The sequence below is a fragment of the Oxalicibacterium solurbis genome, from assembly GCF_014635845.1.
In the GTDB taxonomy this organism is placed as follows: Bacteria; Pseudomonadota; Gammaproteobacteria; order Burkholderiales; family Burkholderiaceae_D; genus Oxalicibacterium; species Oxalicibacterium solurbis.
The window spans coordinates 680,980-698,058 of record NZ_BMDP01000001.1; the positions used below are offsets into that span (position 1 = coordinate 680,980).

The following is a 17,079-nucleotide window of genomic DNA, read 5'->3' on the forward strand; positions in this document are numbered from 1 at the left end:
CGGCAGCCAGCTCGTGCAACCGGTTGCCGCATCGACTATATAAACTCGGTGAAGCGGAAGATTCAGGCCTGGGAGGTCGCGACCGGCAGCCCCTGCAGGATGCCTTGCAGGCGCTCCATGCGGAACGGCTTGACGAGGAAGTAATTCATGCCGGCATCCATGCAGGTTTGTATATCCGACAACGATCCGGCTGCCGTCAGCGCAACGATCGGCAAGGTCGAGGCCGACCCAGGCAGGCAGCGAATCGCCCTGGTCGCGGCCGGGCCGTCCATTTCCGGCATGTGCATGTCCATCAGGACGACATCGAACGCCTGTCGCTGTACCGCCAGCACCGCTTCATAACCATTCCCGGCGACTTCGACCGTGTGGCCGGATTTTGCAAGCAGTGCGACGGCGACCTTTTGATTGATCTCGTTGTCTTCCGCCAGCAGGATGTGCATGCTGCGCATGCCATGTGGCATGTGCAACGGCTCAGCCGCCGCCGGTTGCACTTGCGGCATGGTTTCCGGCAAGGCAAACACCAGTTCGAACCAGAAACGGCTGCCGACATCCGGCGCACTGTGCACGCCGATGCGGCCGCCCTGCATTTCGACGATCTTGCGACAGATCGACAGGCCCAGCCCGGTGCCGCCGAAACGGCGGGAAATCGAATTGTCGGCCTGCGAGAACGACTGGAACAACCGTGCCTGCGCTTCCGGCGCGATACCGATGCCGGTATCGACGACGGTGAAGCGCAGCGTCGCATCGCGTTCGCTGCATGCCAGTTGCTCGATCTGCAGCACGACACTGCCCCGCTCGGTGAATTTCAGCGCATTGCTGATCAGGTTCAACAGTACCTGGCGCAGCCGTCCCGCATCGCCGACCAGCATGGATGCAACGCCATCCCGCCAGTCCACGCCGAGTGAAACCGCACTTTCCTGCATGCGCGAGGCCATCAGGTCGATGACGCTGTCGACCGTCTTGCGCAGATCGAACGCGGCTGCTTCGAGCTGCAGATTGCCGGATTCCAGTTTGGAAAAATCGAGAATGTCGTTGAGGATGGTCAGCAAGGCTTCGGCCGAATACTGCGCCGTTTCCAGCCGTTCGCGCTGTACCGGATGCGTGGCTTCAGCCAGCGCCAGCTGCATCATGCCGAGCATGCCGTTCATCGGCGTGCGAATCTCGTGACTCATCACGGCAAGGAATTCCGACTTGGTGCGATTCGCGCGTTCCGCCTCTTCCTTCGCCAGCTGCAGGTCGCGCGTGCGCTCAACGACCTGGTTTTCCAGATCCAGGCTCAGGCGCTTCAGCGATTCGACCAGCTGCACGTTTGCCAGTCCCGCGGCGACGTTCGTGCACAGCACACCGAACAGTTGCCGCTCCAGCTCGGACAGGCGGCGCTGCAGCGGAATGCGCACCGCATATTCGCCGACACCGTTCAGCGGGCGAATGTAGAAACTTGCGTGACGGCCATCGTCGGCATGACGGCCGGCATCCAGTATGTGCACCGCAGCGGCCACGATTTCATGTTCCGTCTCGCCGGCCGGATCGAAGGCCGCAACGATCTTCACCTCTTCGCTGCCCGGCATGCGGCACACGATAGACCCGCAGACCGGCTGTCGCAGCAATACGCTCATCTGCTGCAGCACCTGCTGCGCGAACGCCTGTTCGGAGACCGCCTGCATCAGTGCGCCGGCAGCGCCGACCACGCCCTGCAAGCCGTTGCTCGAGCGTTCGAGCGCGAGGATGTCGTCATGCGCACGCAGGGCGGAGACGATGCAGGTCAGCAGCTTCTGCCGCGTCAGTTCGGTTTTCGACTTGTAATCGTTGATGTCGTAATCGACGACGACGTCGCGCTCCGGCGCCTGCCCCGGCTGACCGGTACGCAACACGATACGCAGCCGCCGATTACCCATCTGTTCGCGGATGTGGCGTACCAGCTGCAGGCCGGCGTCTTCCGTTTCCATCACCACGTCCAGCAGGACGATGGCGATATCGGGCTGTTCGGCAAGCATGCTTTGCGCCTGCGTTGCCGAATACGCATGCAGGAATTGCAGCGGACGGCCCTTGAATTTCACATCGAGCAATGCCACCGTAGTGACTTGATGCACTTCATCTTCGTCGTCGGCGATCAGTATCTTCCAGGGCGGCTCACCGATGCCGGCCAGTGCCTCCTTTTCCGGTGCGAAGGAAAAATCGTCGAACATCAGATCGCTCCCTCGCCGGAATCATGTTCGGCATCATCATGCGTCGCGGTCAACTTCGGACTGCGCGGAAAACGCACGATAAAGGTGGTACCAACGCCGACCTGGCTTTCCACCGTGATCTGCCCTTGCAGCGGACCGGTGACAAGACTATGGATGATGTTCAGGCCGAGACCGCTGCCGCCGCGTCCGCGCATCGTCGTGAAGAACGGATCGAAGATCTTCGACAGGTTCTCCTGCGCAATGCCGCGGCCGTTGTCGGAAAAGCGCAGTTCGATCTGATCGGTTTCCCGGCCGTCCGCATAGATGCCGCGCACCACAATCAGCATCTCGCCAGGAGCTTCGTCAGGGAAGGCATGCAGCAACGCATTCATGACGAAATTGGTGATGATCTGCGACAGCGCACCGGGATAGGTATCGACTTCGAGTTCATCGTCGCAATTGACGCTGATGCGATGCTCGGCGCGGCGCAGCATCGGTCCCAGGTTGGACAGCACCTCGTCGATGTAGGCCTTGAGCCGGAAGGTGCGGCGTTCCTCGCTGGTCTGGTCGACGGCGACATCCTTGAAACTCTGGATCAGCGTCGCCGCGCGTTCCATGTTCCCCAGCAGCAGTTTGCTGATCGTCGCTGCGGTACCGACGTAGGCTTCCAGATCGGAACGCTTCATCGCACCGGTCTGAAACAGCGATTTCAGGCGCGCCGTTTCTTCGGCCAGTGTCGATGCACCGGTCACGCCCACACCGACCGGCGTGTTGATTTCATGCGCAACGCCAGCGACCAGCTGGCCGAGCGATGCCAGCTTGGCCGATTCGACCAGCTGCTTCTGCGTGCGGCGCAGCGAGGCCAGCGTTTCGTGCAGTTCCGTGTTCTTCTGCGTCAGCGCCTGCGTGCGCGCCTCGATCTTCTGTTCCAGATCGTTGTACAGCCCCGCGTTCTCCAGCGAAATCGCAATCTGCGTGGACAGTATCTGCAGTAGTTCCGCATGCTGCGGCGTGAAGGCATCGACGGCGAGGCTGTTTTCCAGATAGAGGATGCCGACCAGCTGGCCCTGCTTTTGCAGCGGCAGGCACAGGATGGATTTCGGCTGCATGCTCTCGATGTAGGGATCGCCGCTGAACCGGCTGTCGGTAGCGGCATCGCCCAGCACGATTTTCTCGCCGGTACGTCGCACATAATTGACGACTGCAAGGCTGATGCCTTCGCTGCGCTCCAGCGGCAGATGCTGCTGCACGGCGATCTCGTCATCGACCAGCGCCGCCTGCACATACAGCCTGCCATGTTCAATCAGCAGCAACGAACCTTTCTGCGCACCGGCATTCTCGATCAGCAGGTTCATCAAGCGCGCCAGCAGCTTATCCAGTTGAATTTCGCCTGACAACGTCTGCGATGCACGAATCACGGTCTGGATGTCCACCTGCTTTTCGTGCAGGCCAGGGTCGCCGTATCGCCGCGCGCGTTTGCGGGCGACGATCTGTTCCAGCAATTCGGGATGCCGTTCTTCCAGTTGCTGCGCCTTCGCGAACGCACCCCATTCCTCGTATTTCGCATGCGCCTGTTCCAGATGCATGCGCGCATTGACGTCGCGATCTCTTGCCAGATAGAACTCGCCGGCACGTTCATGCGCCAGCGCTTCGTCGTTGACATAACCGTGTGTACGCGCGCCCTTGATCGCCAGGTCGTAATACCGCTCGGCACGGCCTGCATGGCCGGCAACGCGATGACGCTCGGCTTCAACCAGTTGCCACTTGTGCAGATAATTCATCGGCGCATGTTCCGCCCACGGCCGGAAACGCCGCTGCATCGTGCGCACGCTGGCGACGATGCGCGCCGTACCGGGCGCACGCGGTGCAAGCGGCGCCAGTGCAGCCAGCGAATGCACCCACATCAGGAAGCCAGAGGACGGCGTGCCGAAATCGAAACCCGGCAAGCCGATTGCTTCTTCCGCATGTATGCGCGCCTCGTCGAATTCGCCGAAAAAACATTCGCCGATAGACTGGATCGCACGCACGTAGAACACTCCCCACGGATCGGCGGCCTTGCGCCGCGCCTGCGCATATTCCTCGTGCGAGCCCTGCGCGACATCGGTTATCGGTTCGCCGACCAGCCGCGAAAACAGCAATGCCCACGGAATCATCACGCCCAGCAGCGCCGCGTAATCCATCTTGCGATAGACGACGATATCCTTGCGGATTGCCGTCAGTGCTTCGTGCACGTTGCCGCCCGACTGAAAACGCACTGCGTCGGAAAACGACAGTGCCACCATCGCGCCAGGGCGATCGCCGATTTCCATCGCCTTCGCATAGGTATCCTGCAGCGGTTCCAGCGACAGCCGCAGGTGCTCGCAACGATGGCGGATGATGCCGTGGAAGATGCCCACCGCGCCCAGCATCGGCTTGCTGCCACCCAGCAGCGACGCCACCTTGCCGAACTTGTAGCCATCCGCGACACCGCCCAGCTTGCCGGCCAGCGTGCGGCCCCACACTGCATAGGCATAGGCCGTGTAGACCGATGAGCCGTGGCGAACCGAACGCCGCACGATTTCCATCGCCACCCACAACACGACGATGGAATCGGCCAGATAGGTAAAACCGTAAGCGAGAAAAGCCATCGTCGCCTGCACCTGCAACAGGTATTCCGGGTCGGTGGCCGGCGGCATGTTCGCCAACTCCAGCGGATCACGGCCGCGCAGCGCCGCCTTCAATCGCAACCGCGCCAGCAGGATGTGCTTCTCGTTCAGGTTCGGCGGCAGCCGGATGCCGGAAATCTCCAGCATCTCGATACCGGTCTTCATCAGATCCTGCGGCCGGTACAGCGCGCCGTAGCAGCGGATCAAATAATCCTTGGCGGCGATCATCTCGTGCGGCGTCGCGCTGTTGTCGCAGACGACCTGGCACAAGCGTTCCATCTCGCGATAGTCGGCTCGTGCGAAGGCTTCGTTGATGCGCTCCATGTACAGCGCGTGCATGAAGGCCTGCTTGTCGCGCCAGTCTTCCACGCTGCCGTATTCATCGGCGATGGCGATGCATTCGCGATGCACGTCGAATGCCGCCGATTGTCGCGCACGGCGTGCCGCCCGCAGGTTCAGCTCGGCCAGTTCGTCCTTCTCGTGCCGGTGCATCAACAGCGCACGACCGCGATTGAGGTGATCGACGATGTCGAAGATGGACTCGTCCTGCTCGGCCGGCGTCTGGCTGCTCAGCAGCAGGCGGCCGATCTGCAGGTGGATCGTATCCGTCTCCTGGCGAGAAATACCTTCGTAGGCGGCCTGCTGCACGCGGTCGTGCTGGAACTGATAGGCATGCGAGACGATCGTCGATGCGGCAACACGTGCTTCTGCCGGATGAATCAGTGCCGACTGCATTGCCTCGTGCAGCATTTCCTGGATTTCCAGTTCCGATTTTTCGCTGACGATACTGAGCGTGTGCACATCGAAACGGTTGCCGATGCAGGCGGCGATCGTCAGCAGGCGCTGCGTCGCCGGCGGCAATCGGTGCAGTTCGCGCGTGAGCAGATCGATGACATTGTCGGTGATGCCGGCCGCCTCGATCTGGCCGATATGCCATTGCCAACGGCCACTCTCAAAGCGCAGCAGACCGTCGCCGTGCAGGCTCTTGATGAACTGATTGATGAAGAACGGATTGCCGAGCGTCTTGCGGTAGATGAGACGCGCCAGCGGTTGCGTCTCCGCCGGATCGCATTTCAGCGTATCGGCCACCAGTTCGACGATGCTGTCCTTGCCGAGCGGACTGACCTCCACTGTCGTCACCGCAGTATCCTTGCGGATCTGGTCGAACGTCATGTTCAACGGATGTGCAACGTCCACTTCATTGTCGCGATAGGCACCGATCAGCAGCAGGCGCGACGTATCGAGATTCTTCATCAGCAGCGGAATCAGCTTCAGCGAAGCGGCATCGGCCCACTGCAGATCGTCCAGAAACAGCACGATCGGATGTTCCGAATGCGTGAAGACGCTGACGAAATTCTGCATCGCATAGTTGAAGCTGTTGCGCGTGCCGCTCTGCGACGATGCTTCCGGCTGCTTGCCGATGATGAATTCCAGTTCGGGAATCACATCGATGATCAACTGACCATTGGCGCCGAGCGCCTTCATCAGTTTGTTGCGCCACTGCGTGATGCGGTTCTCGCTTTCGGTCAGGATCTGCCGGATCAGCTCGCGGAAAGCCTGGTTGAAGGCCGAATACGGAATCGCGCGCTTGAACTGGTCGAACTTGCCGGAGATGAAGTAGCCGCCCTGCGCCACCACCGGCTTGTGAATTTCGTTGACCAGCGACGACTTGCCGATGCCGGCATAGCCGGTCACCAACACCAGCTCCGCGCTGCCCGCCACCACGTTCTTGAGCGCTTGCAACAGGTGTGCACACTCGACGTCGCGGCCATAGAGTTTCTGCGAGATCTGCAGTCGGTCGCAAACGTCGTTACGTGCCAGCGGGAAGGATTCGGCGATGCCGGTCTCGGTCAGCGCGCGGCGGCAGGATTCGATATCGGCCAGCAGGCCGTCCAGGCTCTGGTAGCGGTCCTCCGCATTTTTCGCCAGCAGCTTCAATACGATATCGCCCAACACATCGGGAATCGCCGGATTGAGCCGGCTCGGCGGTACTGCCCGCCGCGCGATGTGGCTGTGCACCAGTTCCATCACACTGTCGGATTCGAATGGCAACTGGCCGGTCAGCAGTTCATACATGACGATGCCGAGCGAATAGTAGTCGCTGCGGTAATCGACCTGGCGGTTCATGCGCCCGGTCTGCTCGGGCGAGCTATAGGCCAGCGGCACGGTGGCATCGTTACGGAATTCGATGGTGCCATCGGACTGCACGCGCAGATTTGCCAGGCACAGCGCCTGATGCAAATCGATATGCGCATGCACGTCGCGCAGGCCGCGCACCAGTGCGGCGAACAGTGCAAGCGCGCCGTCCAGATCGTAGGAAGCCGCCGCTGGCGCGGATGCTTCGGCATCGGCAACCGAGGCCAGGCGAAAGAACATCGTGCGATGCAGATTGTTCTTTGTTGGCGTTGCCCGTTTCGCCGGCGTCCAGTCCGTTTGTTGGGGAAGTTTGATTTGAGGCTCCGGTTCAATCGCGGCCGGCGCGCCGCTGCACCGGTTTTCCTTGCTAAAAGCAGGCATTGCAGTTAATGATAGGCAACATTGCCCGGGGCTTCCGCCACCCGCGTAATATAGTTGAAACTCCTTCCGTGCGGCAACGATGCAACGTTAAATCTGTCATCCTTCATGCCTGACATTCAGTCTTCCGATCAGCACACCAGCCAACGCACGAATCAGCTCGCTCAGGAACACATCCCCGCCGACGAAACCGAATGCACGCGCGACCTTGCCGCACGGCTGCAGGCCAAGATCATCCACGACAACCGGACCGGCATCATGCGGCGCGACGCGCATCCGAAAATGCACGGCGTGGTGAAGGCAGAATTCACCGTCGAGCCGAACCTGCCGCCGGAACTGCAGATCGGCCTCTTCGCCGAGCCGAAAACCTACCGCGCCTGGATACGCTTCTCCAACCAGGACGCCATCATCCAGGACGACCATAAGGGCGACATCCGCGGCATGGCAATCAAGCTGATGGGCGTGCCCGGCGAAAAGCTGCTGGAAGCCCAGCGCGACGAGCAAACGCAGGATTTCATCGTCATCAGTACCAATGTCTTCGTCACGCGCAACGTTGCCGAATTCGATGCGCTGATCAAGGCGATGACCGGCAACCTGCTGGCGAAAATCCTGTTCTTCGGCACGCACTGGCGCGTGATCTGGAACCTGCTGCTGTCGCTGAAGAAGTTCGCCAATCCTCTGCAGATGCGCTACTGGAGCACGACGCCGTACCTGTTCGGCGATACCGCAGTCAAATATTCGGCCATTCCACATCAATTCGATCAGGCTCCGCCGCCTTCCGGCGCCGGCCCCGACTTCCTGCGCGAAGCGATGATTCGGCAACTGTCGCAGCGCGATGCGCTATTCGACTTCACCGTGCAACTGCAGAAGAACGCAAGCATGCCGATCGAAGACCCGGGCAAGGAATGGCGCGAATCCGAATCGCCATTCCGCAAGGTGGCGACGATCCGCATCCTGCAGCAGGACTTCGACAGCGACGCGCAGCGCGTCTTCGGCGAAAACCTGTCGTTCACGCCGTGGCACAGCCTGCCGGCGCATCGCCCGCTCGGAGGCATCAACCGCGCACGCAAAATTGTCTATGATGCGATTTCGACATTCCGCCACGAACGCAACGGCGTGCCGCGCCGCGAGCCGACGAGCTGGGACATCGACTGATGCTCAACTGAACGGCACGACCGGACTGCGTGGCGGCACTACACGCCTGAAAAACTGGAGCCCGCAGTCGACCACCATGCAAGCCAATCAGGTCGGATCGACGATGCCTTTCGCAATCATCCGCAGCGCCGTCAGGCTGGGCACGAAGAAGTAATCGCCGCCGCGCGTTTCGACCAGCCGCGGGATCTTCGACAGGAAGTACGGCGCAGCGTCGCTGTCCGGCTCGACCTCCAGCACCGCGCGGCTGGCCGCGCTGCCATCGTGGTTGCCGAGGATGATTTCCTTGTCGTTGCCTGCCTTGAAATCGTTGCCGTAATTGACCCATTGCTGTTGCACGAACTCGAACTGCCGGCTGATGCTGGCATTCAGCATCATGATGACGATGCCGTGGTTGCCGTCGTCACGCGTGGGGTCCGTCACCGCGCCGTATGGCAAGCCGCGCCGCAATACGCGACGGCGATTCGACAACGCACCCGGCGTCTCGAACGCCTTCGGATTGAACTGCAACGCCGCGCGCGGGTTGATGCGGCGCAGGTGCGAACTGAATGGGCACTTCGCACCGTGCGGATCGCTGTCGAAGGTGAAACCGCTCAACATGCGATCGCGATCGGCCGGATTGGCGGTAGCAAACTTCGCATCCCATTCCGCCTTGCTCTTCGCATCCGGCGCCGACACCAGCGGCGCGCCATTGTCGCGCCAGCGGCCGACGAATTTTGCCGCCAGCAATTCCTTGCCGCCCGGGTATTTCGCGCCTTCCTGTTCCAGATAGGCGTTGAAGGTGCCGACGTTTTCATGCAGCTTGCGATAGACCATGTAGGTGCCGTTGCGCGACAGCAGCTGCGGCAGCGGCGCGGCCGGATATTCGTTCGCCTCGTCCTTGTGGCCGAGGATGAATTCGCCGGTCTCCAGCGGCACCCATTCGCCGTTTTTCATCTGCTTGCCACGTCCCTGCACGCGCTCCGGCCGGCCCGGCAAACCCTCGAACACCGGATCGCCGATGCCGTCGGTGTAGCCGAAGTGCTCCTTCGGCGTCGGCTTGCCGTTCTCGAACAGCGCATGCACATCCTGAAACGGCAAATGCTCCTGGCCGTCGTCGCCACGATGGCCGGACAGGATCGCCACGCCGCCGGCGCTATGCGTGACCAGTTGCTGCAGCCATTCGTAGCGCTTCTGCACGTCTTCCTTCGATTGGCCGTTGATCGAAATCCAGACGTGCACGTCCTTGTGCCGGTCCGTCTCGCGATTGTCGCGCCAGATCGGGTCCCAGTGTTCGGGTGCACTGCTGCCGTCGTCACCGAGAATGTCGCGCCGCTTCTTCATGCCCATCACGAATTCCATCGGAAAGCCGATCAGCGAGGCGCGCGGCAGTTCCAGTTCCTTCAGGCCCTGATAGGTGAAGGCGATGTTGACGGTCGATAGCGGCTTTTTGATCGGATCGGGGCCGTCGTTCCAGCGCACGGCACTCGTCACTTCTTGCGTCACGCTGCCGATGAATTCGCGGCCGCGGCGATGTTCGCGGATGTTCAGGAAGACATAGCGGGCGAACGGAAAGTTGTAGCGGCCATAGGCGCGCACCACGTTGCCCTGGATATCCAGCAGGTCAAGTTCCTTTTGCACGATGATTCTCCTATCCGTTCTGCAGGGTCGATTGACCGGCGCGCCAGCTCGGCCCTGCCAGGTTCAGCGGCTGCACGCGCTGGATGAATGCCTGATACGCCTTTTGCAATTCAGCCGGCGGCAAACCCTGGTGTTCCTCGGCAAAGCGGGAGAATTCCTGCTTGATGTACAGCGACTTCAATTGCTCCGGCAGCGGATCGTCGTTGGAACCAACAAAAAACAGCGACGCATCGAGCTGGCATTTACGGATGTAGGCGGCGAACGAAGCCGCATCGTGTACCCGGTCGAAGCCATAGCAGAACTGCCAGATGTGGCGGATGTCGTCGCTGATCGTGTTCCACATCGTGTGCAGGTAGCTGTCCGGATCGCCGTGCAGATTGCACGAGAAGACGATGTATTTGGATTTCAGATGATCCTCGCGTGGCAAGGCACGACGGCGGAAGCGGTCGGAGAAGATCGACAGGAAATCGAAAAAGGTGCCGCCGAATTCGGTACCCGGCAGCGATTCGTAATAGACGTCGTCCAGCACGAAGAAGCGGCACAGATAAGTCTGCGGCACCTTCGCCATCGGACTGTGTTCCAGCACCCCCCAGTTCTGCAGCCGATGCCGCACTTCATCGCTGTAGGCCGTGCCTTCGAAATGCCCTTTCCGGATCGGGCACAGGCAGGTCAATGCATAGGCGTTGCCGCTGACGTTCGATGCCATCTCAGTCTCCTTTTGCCTGGTCGGCCAGGCTGACAATGGGCAGCGGCTGCATCGTCCCCATGTCGTGCTGCAGGCTGCGCAACAGCGCGTTGTATTCCTTGATGAAATCGTCGGGCGACTTGTTGCCGTGTTGCGCGTCGAAATCGATCAGCGCGGCTTTCAGCTTCTTCGCCGACTTGATGTCGTTCGACGACGCCATCGGATAAGCGTTGTAGTAATGATCGGTCTGGATCTGGTTGTAGGTGATGTAGGAGTGGAAAGGCGTCAGCGGCACCGAGCGCGGATAGCGGATGTTCCACTTCCAGAACTGATCCAGCCCGGCCGGAATCGCGAAGGTGAACGAATCGACGTACTGCGCCCAGCTGCCGTTGAAATTGCTGAAGAACAGCATGTACGAATAATGCAGGTCTTCCTTCGGCTGGTGTTCGTCCAAATGCGGAAACTGCTTGCGGCCGATGATGACCCAGCGCGCGTAATGGATCAGCGACAGTGTAATCAGTCCGCTCAGCGTGGATGGAAACTTCAGCGCGAACCAGAAGATCACCTTGTTGATCCACGTCATGTACCAGCGGATCGGCGTGATCACGTTCATCGCATACGCCTTGCCTGCAATATTCGACATTGCACTCCCCCTTTTTTATCGTTCACCGGCAGCGGGTGCGGCAGCCTGCATGGGGCCGCCTTTTCATCTCCGCTGCCGTCGTCCGTCTCTGTCGCATGCGGACGCTCCCGTGTTTTTTCCGTTGTCGGCAGCACGCAAGCGTACCCGAGCGCATATATTTCTGGCAAATATATTTCCGGCAAGACATGGATTGCGATTCAATTGCACGAAGCTTTGCGATATGCTGGACGCAACTGGCAACAAGACCATCAACCATTCGGGATGTCATGCCTTCATTCCACTCATTCCATACCTTTCTTTCCGCCCGACGCACTGATGCGCAACGCGCACGCATTGCAAGACGTCGCCAAAAAGCGGCGCATGACGCGCAACCGGACAAGCACCTGTTCGACAGGCTGCAACGTACGATCAACACACAGTTGAACGGCATCGTCGGCGTGCTGGAAATGATCCGCCAGCATGAACTGACATCCGAGCAGCGCGAACTGATCGGCCTGGCGCAACGCAGCGCCAACACACTGCTGTCGGATACCGGACGGTTGTTCGATGGGGACGCTTTTGCCGACGATACGGCGATGCACATCGACGAGGCAATGCGCGATGTCCGCGTGCTGGTCGTCACGCCGGATACGGCATTGCGCACGCGAATCGAAAACGAACTGATGCATCGCGACATGCGCGCCACCGGTGTGGAACGCGCCGATGCCGCGCTGACCGCGCTGGAACAGGCTGCTGTAGCCGGCGATCCCTACCGCATCGCACTACTCGATCAGGATATCCATGGCATCGATGGCGAAACACTGGGCTCCGCGATCGGCAATGCGCCTGCCCATCGCGACACACTACTCGTGCTGATCAGCAGCGAACACGACCGCCAGGATGCGGATCGACTCGCCCTGACCGGTTTTTCAGCCTGGCTGCCCAAACCCGTTCCGCGCCCGATGCTGATCGATACGCTGACCATGCTGTGCGGCTGCATCGCAAAGAAGGATGCACCGCGCTTCATCTGCGCCGGCGTACGTACGCAGCGCGAGCAGCCAGCGCCGGAAAGCGTCGATTCGCTTTCCGATTCTTTTACCGATTCGTTCGCGGACTCTTTTACCCAAGCGCGCGTGATGGTAGTCGACGACAATCCCGTCAACCTCGAAGTCGCCGAACGCATGCTGACGCGCTTCGGCTGCCTGGTCGATACCGCGGCCGGCGGCGAACAGGCGCTGGAGCTGGCGGAAGCCCGTCGTTACGATCTGATCCTGATGGATTGCCAGATGCCCGGCGTGGACGGTTATCAGGCCACGGCGCTGTTGCGTGCGGCCGAAGGCGGCTTGAAACATACGCCGATCGTCGGCTGGTCGTCGCGCACCAACCGCAACGAACGCGATACCTGTCTCGCCATCGGCATGGATGACTTTCTCGCCAAACCGATGCGCATGCGCGAACTGAGCGCCATTCTGGTGCGCTGGCTGCAACGCACCGCCAAGCAAACCCAGGCGAAACAGGACGATGAACTCGATGCGACAAGGCAGATGTTCGGCGACGACTTCCCCGAACTGGCACGGCTGTTTCTCGCCGACAGCCCTCAGCGGCTGAACGCGCTGCGCGAAGCCATCGACCGTAACGACGACGCCGCAATCGCCAAGCTCGCGCACGTGCTGTGCGGCAGCTCCGCTTCGCTGGGCGCCACACTGCTGGCCGCATTGAGCCGCGAACTGGAAGTCGCCGCGCGCAACGGTGCAATGCATGAAGTGCCACCGCGACTCGACGCCATCGCATTCGAATACGCGCGGATAGAAGCACGGCTGAACGGCATGCTGCAATCGCCGGTCCGCTGAACGTTTCCCGCAAACGCGCTACGATCTCTGTCGTGATCCCACCGGAACAGGAAAGACAGCAACATATGAACCCGATTCCCGAATCGAAGAAGAACCACCTGTGGCGCAAGACCATCTGGCATACCGATCCCGAAATCTCGCCGCTCGGCCCGCATCATTCGGTCGAAGTCTATTGCTGCGAAGAGTCGAACGGCTACGCAGTCTGGTATGCGCGGCGCCTGGCGAAGGACGATCCGCGCAACGGCAGCGGTACCGACAACGGCGACTACCTGCTCGGCTACCACGGCAGGAACGGCCGCGATGCCGCGATCGAACAGGCCGTGCTGATCGCCAACAGCAATGCATCGGCCGACAAGGTCATCGCCGCGCTGGACGAACTGGCGAAGACCGCGCAGAAAGTCTGATCTCATCTTTCATCTTATTCGGTACCGCACTGCTTCACCGTACTGCGTCACCACTTCTCATGAAGACCCTCATCATTTTCAAGGCCGGCAGCACCTTTGCCGATCTGGCGCAGGCGCAAGGCGATTTCGAGGACTGGATCGCCGATGGCGTCGGCAACGCATTACCGGTCAGCGTGGTCGATGCGCGCAAGGCGGCTGCCCTACCTGCATTCGACGAGACGGCCGGCGCCATCGTGACCGGCTCGCATGCGATGGTGACCGACCGCGCCGCGTGGAGCGAACGTCTGGCCGGCTGGCTGCGCGAAGCGCACTGGCGCGGCATTCCTTTATTGGGTATCTGTTACGGCCACCAACTGCTGGCCGATGCGCTCGGCGGCGAAGTGGATTACCGTTCGCAAGGCATGGAAATCGGCAGCGTGCCGATCGACAAGACGGCAGAGGCCGACAACGATCCGCTGTTCGCCAGCCTGCCGCGGCACTTCATGGCCAACGTCGTGCACAGCCAGAGCGTGCGCCGTCTGCCGCCGGATGCGGCGCTGCTGGCGAACAACGCATTCGAGCCGCATCAGGCATTCCGCGTCGGCAGCAGCAGCTGGGGCGTGCAATTCCATCCGGAATTCGACGACGATGCGATGCGCTGCTACGTCGATCGCCTGGCTGACGATCTGACGGCGAAAGGTGTCGACGTCGCCGCCAAATGGCGCGAGGTGGTGCCAACCGCCGAAGCCGCTTCGCTGCTGCAGCGTTTCGGCCATCTGGTAGCCACACACAACGACGCCTGAGCTATTCGACGTTCGGACGAATCTGAAGCCCAAGCCAAAACCGAGAAATCGTTACAGTCGGCTCAGGCCGGCCACAGCGGCGGTTCGTCCATCAGCGCGATCTGCTCGCGCATTTCCAGCACGCGATCCTGCCAGTAACGCTGTGTGTTGAACCATGGGAAGGCAACCGGAAACGCCGGATCGTCCCAGCGCCGCGCCAGCCATGCCGAATAATGCAGCAGCCGCAGCGTGCGCAGCGCTTCGACCAGGTACAGTTCGCGTGCATCGAATTCGACGAAATCCTCGTAGCCGGCCAGCAGATCGGTCAGTTGAAGCCGCTGTTCGCTGCGTTCGCCCGACAGCAGCATCCACAGATCCTGGATCGCCGGCCCGCTGCGGCTGTCGTCGAAATCGACGAAGTGCGGCCCGGCATCCGTCCACAGCACATTGCCGACATGGCAGTCGCCATGCAACCGCAACAGCTTCACGTCACCGGCGCGCTCGTAGCAGCGGCGCACGCCTTCCAGCGCCTGCGCCGTCACGCTCTGCCACGCCTCACGCAGATCCGCAGGAATGCAATCGTGGGCCAGCAACCAGTCGCGCGGTTCCTCGCCGAAGCTCGCGATATCGAGCGTGGGTCGCTCTGCAAACGGCTTCGTCATGCCGACCGCATGGATACGGCCGATGAAGCGGCCCAGCCATTCGCGCGTGGCAGCATCGTCCAGTTCAGGCGCGCGGCCGCCGCGACGTTTGAAGACGGCAAAACGGTAACCGGCAAAAGTGTGCAGGCTGCTGCCGGCAATCTGCATCGCCGGCACTGCGGGAATTTCGGCGGCGGCCAGTTCATCGACAAACGCATGCTCTTCGCGAATCGCCGCATCGCTCCAGCGTTGGGGCCGATAGAATTTGACAACCAGCGGCGGGCCATCCTCGATGCCGACCTGATAGACGCGGTTTTCGTAGCTGTTCAACGCCAGCAGGCGACCGTCGCTGTACAGGTCGACGCTTTCCAGCGCGTCGAGCACGCAGTCCGGCGTCAGCGCGGCAAAGGAAAAGGCCGGGGAAATACCTTGGGTGTCGTCTCGGGACGGGATGTCGGAATCGTCGTTCATGGAGCAGCATTGTACGGCTGTGTGGTTGCGTCCATCCCTGGCGCATGCTGCTACACTGTCGCCCTTCCCTCTTCCCCTCTGCCAGACAAATCGCCATGCATCTCGACCAACCTCTTTCCGACAAAGAATTCGACGAGCTCGACAAGTTCCTGCTTTCCGACCGCACCGCCGACGACTGCATGACGATGGATGCGCTGCACGGCTATCTGACCGCACTGGCGATCGGCCCGGAAGAAGTGCCGCTACTCGAATGGCTACCGCAGATCTGGGGCACCGACGAGAAAGCCGCGCCCAGGTTCAAGACGGAAAAGGAATACGAGCGCATCATCGGCCTGATCGCGCGCTTCATGAACGAGATCGCGATCACGCTGGAAGTCGCACCGAAGGAATACGAACCGCTGTTCTGCGAACACGAATGGGAAGGCAAACCCGTCATCGACGGCGAAGCCTGGGCCTGGGGGTTTACCGAAGGCATGAATCTGCGTGCCGATGCTTGGCAACCGATCCACGAATCGGAAGTCGCACCGCTGTTGCGACCGTTCTATCTGCTCGGCGCCGAGGAAATCGAGGAAGAGGAATTGACGCTGGTCGATACGCCACTGAAAACCCATAAGTTGGCAATCGAGATGGAAGCAGCGATTCCGGCGATCCACAGGTTCTGGCTGCCGCTGCGCAAATCGTCGGTAAAGACAGTACAGCGCGAAGAGCCGAAGACCGGCCGCAACGATCCTTGCCCGTGCGGCAGCGGCAAGAAATACAAGAAATGCTGCGGGGCCGATGGCAGCGAGGAATGAGCCGTCGGATACGTACTATGGCAATTTAAATCAGTCACTTATCAATCACTTCATTCCACAGCAGCAATAAAAAAGGCGTTCCATCGAACGCCTTTTTTATTTGCCATGCTTTTTCATCATTCCTTGATGAAGTGCTCACGGTAGTAACGCAATTCCTCGATCGATTCCAGAATATCGGCCAGCGCCGTGTGCTTCTGGTGCTTCTTGAAACCGTTGACCAGATCCGGCTTCCAGCGGCGGCACAGTTCCTTCAGCGTCGAGACGTCCAGGTTGCGGTAATGGAAGAAGGTTTCCAGCTTCGGCATGCCACGCGCCATGAAGCGGCGGTCCTGGCAGATCGTGTTGCCGCACATCGGCGACTTGCCGGCCGGAACATACTGTTTCAGGAATTCGATCAGAACGGTTTCGGCTTCGGCTTCGGTGACGGTCGACGCCTTGACGCGGTCGATCAGGCCGGAACGGCCGTGCGTGCCCTTGTTCCAGGCGTCCATGCCGTCGAGAATTTCGTCCGACTGGTGGATCGCCAGCACCGGGCCTTCACCCAGAATGTTCAATTGGGAATCGGTCACGACGACGGCGACCTCGATGATGCGGTCCTTGTCCGGGTCCAGACCGGTCATTTCCATGTCGACCCAGATCAGATTGAATTCGTTCGGACGCGCCGGAGCGGTGGAAGCCTGAGGCGTTTGTTCGATAGCTTGTGACATAATTGTTTCCCTTATACAGCGCAGTCCGCCATTTTCTCACAGGAAAAG

The 17,079-nt window shown here is 60.7% G+C and carries 12 protein-coding genes; 5 read left to right on the plus strand and 7 right to left on the minus strand.

The window, feature by feature from the left end; genetic code table 11:
• Positions 1-62 precede the first annotated feature (62 nt).
• Together IEV40_RS03290 and IEV40_RS03295 are read right to left on the minus strand one after the other, a co-directional pair.
• On the minus strand, positions 63-2,186 hold the full coding sequence (locus IEV40_RS03290) for a response regulator (RefSeq protein ID WP_188419514.1): 2,124 nt from the start codon (positions 2,184-2,186) through the stop codon (positions 63-65).
• A complete protein-coding gene (locus IEV40_RS03295) occupies positions 2,186-7,186 on the minus strand; it encodes a trifunctional serine/threonine-protein kinase/ATP-binding protein/sensor histidine kinase (protein ID WP_188419515.1) in 5,001 nt (1,666 codons plus the stop codon). Before IEV40_RS03295 ends, IEV40_RS03290 begins: the two co-directional genes overlap by 1 nt.
• 246 nt (positions 7,187-7,432) lie before the next feature.
• On the opposite strand from IEV40_RS03295, the gene IEV40_RS03300 reads away from it, so the two are divergent.
• On the plus strand, positions 7,433-8,479 hold the full coding sequence (locus IEV40_RS03300; protein ID WP_188419516.1) for a catalase family protein: 1,047 nt from the start codon (positions 7,433-7,435) through the stop codon (positions 8,477-8,479).
• Between the two features lie 87 nt (positions 8,480-8,566).
• Here IEV40_RS03300 and IEV40_RS03305 read toward each other — a convergent pair whose 3' ends face one another.
• From IEV40_RS03305 to IEV40_RS03315, 3 genes are read right to left on the minus strand one after another with little or no spacing between them, the layout of a single operon-like run.
• Positions 8,567-10,096: a Dyp-type peroxidase gene (locus IEV40_RS03305; RefSeq protein WP_188419517.1), complete on the minus strand. Its 1,530-nt coding sequence runs from the start codon at positions 10,094-10,096 to the stop codon at positions 8,567-8,569.
• A gap of 10 nt (positions 10,097-10,106) precedes the next feature.
• A complete protein-coding gene (locus tag IEV40_RS03310) occupies positions 10,107-10,802 on the minus strand; it encodes a hypothetical protein (RefSeq protein WP_188419518.1) in 696 nt (231 codons plus the stop codon).
• 1 nt (position 10,803) lies between these two features.
• Positions 10,804-11,424, minus strand: a complete 621-nt coding sequence (locus IEV40_RS03315; protein WP_188419519.1) for a hypothetical protein — start codon at positions 11,422-11,424, stop codon at positions 10,804-10,806.
• A 266-nt stretch (positions 11,425-11,690) separates the two neighbouring features.
• On the opposite strand from IEV40_RS03315, the gene IEV40_RS03320 reads away from it, so the two are divergent.
• The 3 genes from IEV40_RS03320 to IEV40_RS03330 all read left to right on the plus strand — a co-directional run bounded on the left by IEV40_RS03320 (position 11,691) and on the right by IEV40_RS03330 (position 14,439).
• Positions 11,691-13,253 carry a response regulator gene (locus IEV40_RS03320; RefSeq protein ID WP_229723929.1) on the plus strand — a complete coding sequence of 521 codons (1,563 nt, stop codon included), beginning with the start codon at positions 11,691-11,693 and terminating at the stop codon, positions 13,251-13,253.
• Positions 13,254-13,318: 65 nt separating this feature from the next.
• On the plus strand, positions 13,319-13,657 hold the full coding sequence (locus IEV40_RS03325; protein WP_188419520.1) for a hypothetical protein: 339 nt from the start codon (positions 13,319-13,321) through the stop codon (positions 13,655-13,657).
• A gap of 59 nt (positions 13,658-13,716) precedes the next feature.
• The gene (locus IEV40_RS03330) at positions 13,717-14,439 is read left to right on the plus strand and encodes a glutamine amidotransferase (protein ID WP_188419521.1); all 723 of its coding nucleotides are present in this window, start codon (positions 13,717-13,719) and stop codon (positions 14,437-14,439) included.
• A 62-nt stretch (positions 14,440-14,501) separates the two neighbouring features.
• On the opposite strand, the gene IEV40_RS03335 is transcribed toward IEV40_RS03330, so the two are convergent.
• Positions 14,502-15,530: a serine/threonine protein kinase gene (locus IEV40_RS03335; RefSeq protein WP_188419522.1), complete on the minus strand. Its 1,029-nt coding sequence runs from the start codon at positions 15,528-15,530 to the stop codon at positions 14,502-14,504.
• A 95-nt stretch (positions 15,531-15,625) separates the two neighbouring features.
• Here IEV40_RS03335 and IEV40_RS03340 point away from each other — a divergent pair, with 95 nt between their 5' ends.
• Positions 15,626-16,324, plus strand: coding sequence for a UPF0149 family protein (locus IEV40_RS03340; protein WP_188419523.1), 699 nt, complete (start codon positions 15,626-15,628; stop codon positions 16,322-16,324).
• Positions 16,325-16,440: 116 nt separating this feature from the next.
• On the opposite strand, the gene orn is transcribed toward IEV40_RS03340, so the two are convergent.
• Positions 16,441-17,031, minus strand: a complete 591-nt coding sequence (orn, locus tag IEV40_RS03345) for an oligoribonuclease (RefSeq protein ID WP_188419524.1) — start codon at positions 17,029-17,031, stop codon at positions 16,441-16,443.
• Between the last annotated feature and the right edge of the window lie 48 nt (positions 17,032-17,079).